The 11,264-nt window shown below is 40.5% G+C and carries 12 protein-coding genes; 10 read left to right on the plus strand and 2 right to left on the minus strand.

Translation table 11 applies throughout. The annotated features are described in order from the left end of the window. The first annotated feature begins 199 nt into the window (after positions 1 to 199). From lpdA to SCSH_RS06365, 4 genes are read left to right on the plus strand one after another with little or no spacing between them, the layout of a single operon-like run. The gene (gene lpdA / locus SCSH_RS06350) at positions 200 to 1,537 is read left to right on the plus strand and encodes a dihydrolipoyl dehydrogenase (protein ID WP_057491099.1); all 1,338 of its coding nucleotides are present in this window, start codon (positions 200 to 202) and stop codon (positions 1,535 to 1,537) included. Between the two features lie 26 nt (positions 1,538 to 1,563). Further along, positions 1,564 to 2,637, plus strand: a complete 1,074-nt coding sequence (locus SCSH_RS06355) for a thiamine pyrophosphate-dependent dehydrogenase E1 component subunit alpha (protein WP_057491056.1) — start codon at positions 1,564 to 1,566, stop codon at positions 2,635 to 2,637. A gap of 16 nt (positions 2,638 to 2,653) precedes the next feature. After that, positions 2,654 to 3,685, plus strand: a complete 1,032-nt coding sequence (locus tag SCSH_RS06360) for an alpha-ketoacid dehydrogenase subunit beta (protein WP_057491057.1) — start codon at positions 2,654 to 2,656, stop codon at positions 3,683 to 3,685. Between the two features lie 16 nt (positions 3,686 to 3,701). Next, complete coding sequence (locus SCSH_RS06365) at positions 3,702 to 4,943, plus strand: dihydrolipoamide acetyltransferase family protein (RefSeq protein WP_057491058.1); 1,242 nt, start codon at positions 3,702 to 3,704, stop codon at positions 4,941 to 4,943. A gap of 121 nt (positions 4,944 to 5,064) precedes the next feature. Here SCSH_RS06365 and SCSH_RS06370 read toward each other — a convergent pair whose 3' ends face one another. Beyond that, entirely contained in the window at positions 5,065 to 5,631 is a 567-nt protein-coding gene (locus SCSH_RS06370; protein WP_057491059.1) for an NAD(P)H-dependent oxidoreductase, read from the minus strand. Beyond that, positions 5,628 to 6,224: a TetR/AcrR family transcriptional regulator gene (locus SCSH_RS06375; protein ID WP_057491060.1), complete on the minus strand. Its 597-nt coding sequence runs from the start codon at positions 6,222 to 6,224 to the stop codon at positions 5,628 to 5,630. The genes SCSH_RS06370 and SCSH_RS06375 overlap by 4 nt, the downstream gene beginning before the upstream one ends. Positions 6,225 to 6,481: 257 nt before the next feature. Between SCSH_RS06375 and hemW the strand changes: the two genes are divergently transcribed. The 6 genes from hemW to SCSH_RS06410 all read left to right on the plus strand — a co-directional run bounded on the left by hemW (position 6,482) and on the right by SCSH_RS06410 (position 11,166). After that, entirely contained in the window at positions 6,482 to 7,618 is a 1,137-nt protein-coding gene (gene hemW / locus SCSH_RS06385; RefSeq protein ID WP_057491062.1) for a radical SAM family heme chaperone HemW, read from the plus strand. 7 nt (positions 7,619 to 7,625) lie between these two features. Further along, positions 7,626 to 8,354, plus strand: coding sequence for an acyl-ACP thioesterase domain-containing protein (locus tag SCSH_RS06390; protein ID WP_057491063.1), 729 nt, complete (start codon positions 7,626 to 7,628; stop codon positions 8,352 to 8,354). An 18-nt stretch (positions 8,355 to 8,372) separates the two neighbouring features. Then, positions 8,373 to 8,990, plus strand: a complete 618-nt coding sequence (locus SCSH_RS06395; RefSeq protein ID WP_057491100.1) for an NUDIX hydrolase N-terminal domain-containing protein — start codon at positions 8,373 to 8,375, stop codon at positions 8,988 to 8,990. A 15-nt stretch (positions 8,991 to 9,005) separates the two neighbouring features. Further along, positions 9,006 to 9,779, plus strand: a complete 774-nt coding sequence (locus SCSH_RS06400) for a TIGR01457 family HAD-type hydrolase (RefSeq protein ID WP_057491064.1) — start codon at positions 9,006 to 9,008, stop codon at positions 9,777 to 9,779. Further along, positions 9,769 to 10,431 carry a TIGR01906 family membrane protein gene (locus tag SCSH_RS06405; protein WP_057491065.1) on the plus strand — a complete coding sequence of 221 codons (663 nt, stop codon included), beginning with the start codon at positions 9,769 to 9,771 and terminating at the stop codon, positions 10,429 to 10,431. The genes SCSH_RS06400 and SCSH_RS06405 overlap by 11 nt, the downstream gene beginning before the upstream one ends. Positions 10,432 to 10,608: 177 nt before the next feature. Further along, positions 10,609 to 11,166, plus strand: coding sequence for an NADPH-dependent FMN reductase (locus SCSH_RS06410; protein ID WP_057491066.1), 558 nt, complete (start codon positions 10,609 to 10,611; stop codon positions 11,164 to 11,166). The last annotated feature ends 98 nt before the right edge of the window (positions 11,167 to 11,264 follow it).

Below are 11,264 nucleotides of genomic sequence, written 5' to 3' on the forward strand. Positions count from 1 at the left end.
AAACCATCACTTAAGTTATTGATAAAGCTGACTTAATTGATGGTTTTTATTTTTAAAAAATATAATAAAAAAATATTTCACAAACTTTTTTTGCTTGAAATTCTTATTGAAAAATACTACAATCAAATCGTAGAAAGCGTTTTTTATGATGAAATGCAATGCAATGCCCTTTAGTCTTGCGAGAAAGGAGCGTGATATTTTGGCAACATACGATGTTTTAATTATTGGAGCTGGACCTGGAGGCTACGTTGCAGCTGAAGAAGCCGCCAGGCTTGGCAAAAAAGTGGCTGTTGTTGAAAAGAAAGCTATTGGCGGAACCTGCCTGAATGTTGGCTGTATTCCTTCAAAAGCCTATCTTCAGCACAGTCACTGGCTTTTATCAATGCAAAAAGCCGCTGAATATGGAATCACAGCTAATCTTGACGGAATAGACTTCAAAAAATTAGTCAGCCGTAAAGATCAGGTCATTTCTGGCTTGCAAGGAGGAATTCACGCGGCTTTTAAAGCGCTGAAGATTGATTACTATGAAGGCGAGGCCATATTTGATAAGGCTAGAACCTTCATTGTCAATGGCGAAAAAATTTCAGGAAAAGATGTTATTTTGGCAACTGGAAGCCATCCGTTTATTCCACCGATAAATGGGATTGATACGGCAGCCTATCTGACAACGGATAGTTTTTTTGAACTCAAGACTCTGCCCCAAAAACTTGTAATTATCGGCGGCGGTGTCATTGCTATTGAATTGGCATTTGCCATGAAACCTTTGGGTGTGGACGTTACGGTTATCGAAGTTGCACCACAAATTCTTTTAACAGAAGACGAAGCTGCGCGTGCTGTTATTAGAAGTAAGCTAGAGGCATTGGGAGTGCGCATCTTTGAAGGCGCTTTGATAGAAAAAGTAACTGCTGACTCAGTTATCTTGAAAGGAGATGGCGCTCAGGAATTTGATCAATTATTGGTAGCAACAGGGCGCAAGCCAAATACGGAACTGGCTCAAGAAATGGGATTAACTTTAACAGAACGCGGTTTTGTCAAGGTTGATGATTACTACGAAACATCCCTTCCTAACGTCTATGCTATTGGTGATTTGACCGAAAGCTACATGCTGGCTCATGTTGCTAGTATGGAAGGCATCAAGGCTGTTAAGGCTATTTGCCGAAAAGCAGAAGATCCTGTTGATGCTTTGGGAGTTCCGCGTTCGCTCTACACCAGTCCGGAAGTGGCATCTTTTGGACTCAGTGAAGAGGAGGCTAAGGAAAAAGGCTACGATGTTGTGGTTGAACAGCTGCCGTTTTCTTATAATGGCCGAGCCCTTGCAGCAGCTGAGCCGGAAGGATTTGTAAAGATTATTTCAGAAAGGAGGTACCATCTGCTGTTAGGAGCTGTTATTGTTGGCGAGCACGCGACAGATTTATTGCAGCAGCTGATTTTGCTGAGACAGGCCGAAGGAACACTCGATCAAGTTGCTGATACCATTTTTGCTCACCCGACAATTTCAGAATTAATACAGGAAGTTGCTAAGCGAATTGTTCAGTAAAGACTTTAACATAGGAGGGAAGCAGAATGCCAAACTATAAAGATTTACCACAAGAATTGACAAGAACCAGAAGTCATACATCTGTTTCAGAATTAGTTGACTTGAAGGTTCACACAGCAACGGACATTGAAGTTGAGGAAATTTCAAAAGAACAAGCCAAAGGTATGTACAAAACCATGTGGAACATCCGAAATTTTGAAGAAAATGCTCGCCGTTTCTTTGCAGCAGGTCAAATTCCCGGATTTGTTCACCTGTATGCTGGTGAAGAAGCAGTTGCTACTGGTGTCTGTGCAAATCTGACGGACAAGGATTATATTACTAGTACTCACCGCGGTCACGGACACTGTGTGGCTAAGGGCGGCGACTTGAAAGGCATGATGGCTGAAATTTTCGGTAAGGCAACAGGCCTTGGTAAAGGCAAGGGTGGCTCCATGCACATTGCCGATATTGATAAGGGAATTTTGGGTGCTAATGGTATGGTTGGCGGCGGTTTCGGTCTAGCGACAGGTGCCGCTATGCGCAACAAGTATCTAAAAACTGACAGTGTAGCTGTCTGCTTTTTCGGCGATGGTGCCGCTAATGAGGGGCTTTTCCATGAATGCCTGAATATGGCTTCTATCTGGAAGCTGCCTGTTATTTTTGTTAATGAAAACAATCTCTTTGCCGAATCTACTCCTCAATGGTATTCATCCGCATCTGCAACAATTGCTGAAAGGGCACTGGCTTATGATATGCCGGGTATCCGGGTTAATGGTAAAGATCTCTTTGCTGTTTATCAAGTAACTAAAGAAGCAGTTGAGCGGGCTCGAAATGGTGAAGGACCAACTTTGATTGAAGCTGTTACCTACCGTAACTATGGTCACTTTGAAGGGGATGAACAAAAATATAAGGCTCCTGATGGCGAAGAAAAAGAATGGGCGGATGTTGATCCTTTGGAAGTCTTCCGTGATTATGCCCTCGAACATGATCTGATGACCGAAGAGGAATTGGATAACATTTTGGAAGAATCCAGAAAAGACGTGGAAGAAGCTATCCAATACGCTCAAGACAGTCCAATTCCTGAACCGGAATCCCTGCTTGAAGATGTATTTGCTGAGTAAATGAAGGAGGTTAGAAATGGCTAGAGAACTGTTATTTATGAAGGCAATTAATGAAGCGCTTGATATGGCAATGGCCAAAGATGACACAGTCGTTTTACTTGGTGAAGATATTGCAGGCGGTGTTAAGGTCAAACATTTGGAAGAACAAAATGAAGAAGCCTGGGGCGGCGTTATGGGAGTTACCAGTGGACTGATGCTTAAATACAGCCGTGACCGTGTCATTGACACCCCTCTCTCAGAACATGGCTACATGTCAGCAGCCGTCGGGATGGCTTTAACGGGGCTGCATCCCGTACCAGAATTAATGTTCAATGACTTTATCGGCTTTTGTTTCGATGCTTTGATTGGTCAAGGTTCAAAAATGCGCTATATGTTTGGCGGTAAGGCAAAAGTACCTATGACAGTGAGAACCATGCATGGTGCAGGAGCTTCAGCAGCTGCTCAGCACTCAGGCTCTTACTATGGAATCTTTGGTTCAATTCCAGGAATTAAGGTGGTTGTTCCAGCTACACCTTATGATGCCAAAGGTTTGCTGCTGTCTGCTCTTGAAGAAGAAAATATCGTCATCTTTTCAGAAGATAAAACACTTTACGGCTTTAAGGGCGAAGTGCCAGAAGAATACTATACGGTTCCAATCGGTAAGGCAGCTGTCCGCCGCGAAGGGGATGATTTAACCATTGTGACAATTGGCAAGATGCTTTATGTGGCTTATGAAGTAGCGGATCGTTTGGCTCAAGATGGAATTTCTGTTGAAGTTGTTGATTTAAGAACAGTTGCACCTTGGGATCAGGAAACAGTCATTGATTCTGTGAAAAAGACAGGTCGCTTGATTGTTGTGGATGAATCCAATCCGCATAACAACACCGCAACAGACATTGCTTCTGTTGTCAATGATAAAGCATTTGATTATTTAGACGGACCAATTAAATGCGTTTGTGCACCGAATGTACCAGTGCCGTTTGCTACTAATCTTGAACAATTATATATCCCTAATGCAGACCGTGTCATTAAAGAAGCAGCCGAATTAATTGATGACTTGAAGGCCTAGAAAGGGGGATGATAATATGGCAACAGAAATTGTGATGCCTAAATTAGGTTTAACTATGACAGAAGGGCTAATTAATCGCTGGCTTGTTAAAGAAGGCGACACCGTTGCTGCGGGCGATCCTGTATTGGAAATTAGCTCTGAAAAATTAACCAGTGATGTTGAGGCTCCGACAGCCGGCGTCATTTTGAAGATTGTCAAAGGCGAAGGAGATACCGTCCCTTGCAAGCAAGTCATTGCCTGGGTAGGCCAAGAAGGTGAAACTGTTCCTGATACAGAAAGCACAGAGCCTGAGCCAGTTCTTACAGTAGGAGAAAGCAGCAGCTCTCCAAACGAGACTGAAACTGTAAAAGCGGCTCCTGCAGCAGCTGTCAAGCATGAAAGTGGACGTATCTTTATCACCCCTCTGGCACGTAAAATTGCTGAAGAACGTGGTTTGGATATTTCCTATATTAAAGGAACAGGCGGAAATGGCCGCATTACACGGCGAGACGTTGAAGCCTTTGATCCGGCAAGTGTTCCAGCTGCTCAGCCTGCAGCTGTTCAAACAGCGGCTCCTGTATCTGCTGTATACGGAGCTGGTTTGACCGGTATGCGCAAGGTTATTGCTGAACGGATGATGAACAGTCTGCAAACCAGTGCCCAGTTAACTCTTCATCGTAAAGCCGATGTGACTTTTTTGATGGTCTTTAGAAAAGACATTCAGTCAAAAGTTAAAGAACCGCTAGAAAATGGCGAAATTGGAATTACAACACTTCTGACCAAGGCTGTTACTAAGGCTCTGCAAGACCATCCAGAAGTTAATGCTTGGTATGCCAACGGCCAGTATCAAGTGCAGTCAGAAATCCATATTGGTATAGCAACTGCTTTGAGCGATGGCTTAGTAGTGCCGGTTATCCGTAACGCAGACAAGCGAACCTTATCGGATTTGGGCCGGACTATTAAAGAACAGGCAGCACAGGCTAGAAAGGGAACTTTAGATGCTTCTCTTTATTCTGGTTCGACATTCAGTATCACTAGCCTGGGGGCTCAAGGTATCGAATACTTTACGCCAATTTTAAATACACCAGAAGTGGCTATCTTGGGTGTTGGTGCTATTCAAAAAGCTCTTACTTTGGATGAAGAAGGACAAGTAGTGGAAAAACAATATCTACCGCTTAGCCTGAGCATTGACCATCAAGTTTTGGACGGCGCACCTGCAGCTGAATTCTTAGGAACAATTGTTTCCTATTTAGAAGACGCTTATAGCTTGATGTTTTAGGTAGCATCTGGCTACAGAGCTTAAAAAAGAAGGGGGTTGGGAATTTTTGTCCCAACCTCCTTTGTGTTATGATGTTTAAGTTAGCTAGAAAGACTAGTTGCCTTGTTCCCAGTTTCCTTTATCATATGTTGCTGGCTATTTGAGAGATTTTATCCAGCAATTTTTGCCGTTTGTCAGTGGAAATCTTTTCGATACTGGTTAGCTGCGTTAGTTTCACTGGTGAAATGCCGCAAGTCTTCAGCACTTGCCGTTTTAAAACCTTCCCATAATCCTGAGCAAAAGGCGTTATAAAGGCTGGTGTATTATGCGTGGTAATAATCCAGGCGGATTTTCCCTGTAAATGCCCCTCCATACCGACTTTTTTGTAAGAGTAAGCGAAACCAGCAGCAAAGACGCGGTCGATAAATCCTTTAAGAATGGCTGGCATGCCGCTCCACCAAAGAGGAAAAATGAAAATCAGCTGATCCGCCCAAGTGATTAAGCGACGGTAATTCTCCATTTCAGGAACCTTGTCCAAATCTCGACGCTTATGATCCTTGTCAAACTGTAGGATGGGATCAAAATGTTCAGCATATAAATCCAAGGTCTGAAAATTGTGGGATTTAGAAAGACTGTTTTGAACTTGCTTTAGGATTGCAGCATTAAAACTAGCTGGATTTGGGTGTGCATAAATGATTAAAATATTCATGAGCGTTCTCCTTTGATATAGATATCGAGCATATGATTAATAGTTGTTTGGATGGACTTGTCATCCAGGTCAGTACCGATTGGACTCTTAGATAGAATAGCTAGGCCTGAAATAAAACTCCAAAAATGGAAGAGGGTTTCCATTTCGCTGTTTGAAAATCCTTCTTCTTTGCGAAGCTTGATGACAATGGTTTTAAAGGAATCAAAACCCGGCAAGTCAGAATAGGTCAAAATGGTTTCCTGAGTGACTTCCATATATTTAAAGGGAAATTTAATAAAGAGCGCCTCAAAAAAGTAAGGATAAGTCTGGGCGAAAGCAATGAAATTTTCTCCCATTTTAGCCAATTGGTTTCGGGCGGATGTTTTGGGGTCGAGACCTCGTTCTAATTCCTGACTGACAAAAATAGAAAGCCGTCTCAGAACTACTCTCAGGTAGTCTTCTTTACTTTTAAAGTGGCGGTAAGGAGTTCCGTGAGTAACGCCGCAAGCTTTGGCAACTGTCCGCAGGGAAAGGTTGTCAAGACCATGTTTTTTAATTTCAGCGACTCCGGTTTGTATCAATTTTTCTTTAAGTTCTGCTGTGTTTCGTTTCATAATACATACTAAATATCAAGTTAAAAACGATGAATCAGTTCCTAGATTTTGATGGTGCTGAGATTCTGTTTTTGCTTGATTTTTCTGTCTATATTTTAGTTTTTCAAAAAGTAGACATTGTCTACTTTTATGTAAAGTTTACACCGTCTACTTTCTTCTGTCAAGTTTTTACTGCAAAAATTTTAAGAATTTCTCTTGTTTTAATTCAGTATTTTAATTTCAGCGCCAAATTGAGCTAAAAGTGGTAAAATAGTAACATGTATTTAAAACCGAGTTCAGCCTATGTGCATATTCCTTTTTGCACACAGATTTGCTATTATTGTGACTTTTCAAAGGTATTTATTAAAAATCAGCCAGTTGATGCTTATCTAGAAGCTCTCAGTAAAGAATTCAATGATTATTACCAGATTAAAAATCTGCGCACACTCTATATCGGAGGCGGGACACCAACAGCTATTTCTGCTAAGCAGTTGGATTATTTGCTGAGCAATTTATCGAAAAATCTTGATCTCAATATGCTGGAAGAATTTACTATTGAGGCTAATCCTGGAGATTTAACGCCGGATAAAGTAGCAGTGCTAAAAGAATCAGCTGTTAATCGTGTTTCTCTGGGGGTACAAACCTTTAATGATAAGCATCTCAGGCAAATTGGCCGGGGACACAATGAAGCACAGATTTATGAAAGTATTGATAGCTTGAAAAAGGCGGGATTTGACAATATTTCTATTGATTTAATTTATGCCCTGCCCAATCAAACCATGGCTGATGTCAGGGAAAATGTTGCTAAAGCGCTGGCACTAGATATTCCCCATCTCAGTCTTTACAGCTTGATTTTAGAGCATCATACCGTCTTTATGAATAAGATGCGCCGCGGCAGACTCAATCTGCCAACAGAAGATCTGGAAGCCGAGATGTTTGAGTATATCATTTCTGAAATGGAAACTCATGGTTTCGAACACTATGAGATTTCTAATTTTAGCAAGCCTGGTTTTGAAAGCCGCCATAATCTCATGTACTGGGATAATGCTGAGTATTTTGGCTGCGGTGCTGGGGCTTCAGGTTATGTTGATGGTGTTCGCTATCGGAACCGCGGACCTATTCAGCATTATTTAAAAGCTATCAAAGAAGATGGACATGTTCGATTTCAGGAAGAAACACTAAGCCAATCAGAAAAGATGGAAGAAGAACTTTTTTTGGGCCTGCGCAAAAAATCAGGTGTTTCTCTTCAGCGATTTGAAGAAAAATTTGGTCAGACACTTGAAACCGTTTATGGTCCAATCCTTCGTGAATTAGAAGCAGACGGTTTAATTGTGTCGGAAAAAGATAGGATTAGGATGACCAAAAAAGGTCTCTTTTTGGGAGACACTGTCGCTGAAAAATTTATTTTGGAGTAAAAAGATCATGGGGAAAAAATATAAAACACGTTATCAAATACCATTTTATGAAAGTGATGTTAATCATAATGTTAAACTGCCGCATATTTTATCGGTTGCTCTGCAGATTGCAAGTGATCAGTCTTTTGGTTTGGGATTAGGTGATGAGCGGATCTTTGAAGATTACAATTTAGTTTGGGTTGTTTCAGAACATGAAGTCAACATCAATCGATTGCCGCATTTTAATGAAGTTGTTGAAATTGAAACCGAACCTATTTCTTACAACCGTTATTTTTGCTATCGAAAATTTAGAATTTTTGATGATAAAGGAGAGGAGATAGTAGACATTCTGTCCACCTTTGTTCTCATGGACTATGATACGCGCAAGGTTCATGATGTTCCTGAGGAGCTTATTGCGCCTTATGAATCAGAAAAAATTAGAAAAATTTTGCGGGGTCCTAAGTACAGACCGCTGGAAAATGTTGACAGTACTCTCTATCATGTCCGCTATTTTGACCTTGATATCAACGGCCATGTCAATAACAGCCGTTATCTTGAGTGGATGTATGATGTTCTTGATTTTGAATTTCTGAAGAACCATGTTCCTAAAAAAATCAATCTCAAATATGTCAAAGAAGTCCAATATGGCAATGACATTGAATCACGTTTGAAGCAGGAAGGCCTAGTCACTAAGCATGAAATCACTTCAAACGGGCACATTAATGCACAGGCTATTACACAATGGGAGAAAATATAATAAATGACAGAGTCTAGTATGCAAGAGAAAAAATGGCTAGATTGGCTGATTCGCTTGCAGTCATTGGCACAAGCAGGTCTGGCCTATGGTAAGGATAAATATGATATTGAGCGATTTGAAGAGATTCGAGATCTCTCTGTGCAAATGATGACAGATCTTTCAGATTTACCAGGCCAAAAGGTTAAACATCTCTTTGCCGATGAAACAGGCTATCAAACACCAAAGATTGATACACGTGCCGCTATTTTTAAGGATGATAAAATCCTTCTTGTTCAAGAAGCAAATGGCGATTGGGCTTTGCCTGGAGGTTGGTGTGATGTTGATCAGTCTGTGAGAGAAAATACCATCAAAGAAGTCAAAGAAGAAGCCGGTTTAGATGTTGTATTGGACAAGGTTATAGCCATACAAGATAGGGATAAACACAATCAACCACCTTATGCTTATAAGATTTGCAAAATTTTTTCACTCTGTCATGCAACTGGCGGTACTTTTACCAACAATCTTGAGACCATTGCCAGCGACTATTTTGAACTAGATAAACTTCCTAGATTGGCTCAAACCAAAACCAATGAAGAACAGGTTCAGATGTGTTTTTTGGCTTATAAAAGTAATAATTGGAAAACCTTAGTAGATTAAAGGAGTTATAATTCGATGACATACAAGGGCTACCTTATTGACCTTGACGGAACCATTTATAAAGGAAAGGACAGGATTCCTGCCGGAGAAGAGTTTATTAAACAGCTGCAAAGAAGACAACTCCCATATATTTTGGTGACTAATAATACCACTCGAACACCAGAAATGGTACAGGAAATGCTGGCAACTTCTTTTAATATCAAAACGCCGTTGGAAACCATTTACACAGCGACCTTAGCCACCATTGATTACATGAATGATATGAATCGTGGGAAAACAGCCTACGTCATTGGTGAAACGGGCTTGAAGACGGCTGTCGCTGCGGCGGGTTATCATGAAGACACTGAGAATCCGGCCTATGTTGTCGTTGGTTTAGATACAGAACTGACTTATGAAAAGCTGACTCTGGCAACCCTGGCCATTCAAAAGGGTGCGGTCTTTATTGGCACCAACCCTGATCTCAATATTCCAACAGAAAGAGGACTTCTGCCGGGAGCAGGTTCTATCCTATCGCTTTTGGAAAAAGCAACACGGGTCAAGCCGATTATTATCGGCAAACCTGAGGCTGTTATCATGAACAAGGCTTTGGAACGCTTGGGGGTTAAACGACAGGAAGCTATTATGGTTGGTGACAACTATTTGACAGATATCACTGCAGGTATTAAAAATGATATTGCAACCCTTCTAGTAACAACTGGTTTTACCAAGCCAGAAGAAGTACCTGCTTTGCCAGTCCAGCCTGATTTTGTTTTATCTAGTCTTGCGGAGTGGAATTTTGATGAAAGCTAAACTACATTTTGCACTGACTGTGCTTTTCCTGCTGTCTTTTTCTATTCTAGCTACTATCTATTTAGTCTGGCTTTTTTATCCTTTAGAAATTTCTTGGCTGCATTTAGAAAAAATTGTTTTTATGAAAAGTAGACAGATCCAGCATAATTTCAATATCTTAATGGTTTATTTAACCAGTCCCTTTCATTGGCAGCTGACCATGCCTGACTTTCCTTCTTCCAAAGATGGTCTGCATCATTTTAAGCAGGTAAAAGTCCTATTTCACTTAGCACAAGTCTCTTGCCTTTTGACTTTGCCTAGCTTTCTTCTTTTTATGAAAAATGTCATTCAAAAGGGCTATGGTCTATTATATAAGCAAGCTCTAAAGATTGCAGCGCTTATTCCTATCCTTTTGACCATGATAGCTGCAGTAATTGGCTTTGACAGCTTTTTTACCCTTTTTCATCAAGTGCTTTTTGCAGGAGATGAAACCTGGCTTTTTAATCCTTACACCGATTCTGTCATTTATATTTTGCCTGAAACTTTCTTTTTACATTGTTTTATTCTATTTTTGCTGCTTTATGAATTATCGTTTTGTGCTCTGTTGTGGCAGATTAGGAAAAAGCAACATAAGAGAAGCAGTAGACAAGGAACAAGTGAGTCCAGTGCTTAGCATGTTTTTACGAAAAAGTGAATAATCTTTTCGAAGCCTTACGACGGAATAAACACAAAAGCGAAACAAAAAGATGAACATCTCAAGTTTCGCTTTTTTACATGCTCAAATAAATTTATGGGAACTAGAAGGCTTTTTGTGTATAATAAAACAATCATGACATAAAGGAGAAAAGAAATGAAAGTGCTGGGAATTGTTGATACGACTAGCCCTTTTTCCTACAATCAGTTGTTGCTGGACTTTATTCAAGACCGATTTGGATTGGCTTTTGATTTTGAAGTGATTGAAGTAGAAGAGCTTCCCTTTTTCAATCAAGATGAAAGCCAAGAAGACTATCCCATTTTACAAGAATTAGCAGAGAGCATTTCAGTCGCAGATGGCATTATTTTAGCCGTAGAAGAACATAATCATAGCCTGACAGCTAATCTCAAATCCATGTTAGAATGGTTCTCCTTTCAGCAGAGTCCTTTTGTTAACAAGCCTATCATGCTTGTCGGAACATCCACTGATGAGCAAATTCCGCAGAGGGCACAGGAGCATTTAAAGCAGATTTTAAACGCTCCCGGCTTAAGGGCTTGGGTTATGTCTGATAAATCCTTCTTTTTAAAGAACGCCTCCAAAATATTTGATCAAAACGGCCAGATCAAAGACGCTGAACTCATAACCCGCCTAGCCGGAAGTTTACAGCACTTTATTCGATTTATCACTTTGATGGATAGTTTAAAAGAAAAATAATTGTCTACTTTTAAGATTTACGAAAATATCCCAGCGAAAAAATACAGAAATATTTCTGTATTTTTTCGCTTATGTTATTAAAATGTTTCATAGATAGT

This window comes from Streptococcus orisasini, assembly GCF_001431045.1.
GTDB classification, from domain to species: Bacteria; Bacillota; Bacilli; order Lactobacillales; family Streptococcaceae; genus Streptococcus; species Streptococcus orisasini.

Excerpts from the sequence above, each read along its gene's own strand:
- SCSH_RS06410 (WP_057491066.1), top strand. The coding sequence starts at position 10,609 with ATGAAAGTGCTGGGAATTGTTGATACGACTAGCCCTTTTTCCTACAAT.
- hemW (WP_057491062.1), top strand. The coding sequence starts at position 6,482 with ATGTATTTAAAACCGAGTTCAGCCTATGTGCATATTCCTTTTTGCACA.
- SCSH_RS06395 (WP_057491100.1), top strand. The coding sequence starts at position 8,373 with ATGCAAGAGAAAAAATGGCTAGATTGGCTGATTCGCTTGCAGTCATTG.
- SCSH_RS06365 (WP_057491058.1), top strand. The coding sequence starts at position 3,702 with ATGGCAACAGAAATTGTGATGCCTAAATTAGGTTTAACTATGACAGAA.
- SCSH_RS06355 (WP_057491056.1), top strand. The coding sequence starts at position 1,564 with ATGCCAAACTATAAAGATTTACCACAAGAATTGACAAGAACCAGAAGT.
- SCSH_RS06370 (WP_057491059.1), bottom strand. The coding sequence starts at position 5,631 with ATGAATATTTTAATCATTTATGCACACCCAAATCCAGCTAGTTTTAAT.
- SCSH_RS06360 (WP_057491057.1), top strand. The coding sequence starts at position 2,654 with ATGGCTAGAGAACTGTTATTTATGAAGGCAATTAATGAAGCGCTTGAT.
- SCSH_RS06400 (WP_057491064.1), top strand. The coding sequence starts at position 9,006 with ATGACATACAAGGGCTACCTTATTGACCTTGACGGAACCATTTATAAA.
- SCSH_RS06405 (WP_057491065.1), top strand. The coding sequence starts at position 9,769 with ATGAAAGCTAAACTACATTTTGCACTGACTGTGCTTTTCCTGCTGTCT.
- SCSH_RS06375 (WP_057491060.1), bottom strand. The coding sequence starts at position 6,224 with ATGAAACGAAACACAGCAGAACTTAAAGAAAAATTGATACAAACCGGA.
- SCSH_RS06390 (WP_057491063.1), top strand. The coding sequence starts at position 7,626 with ATGGGGAAAAAATATAAAACACGTTATCAAATACCATTTTATGAAAGT.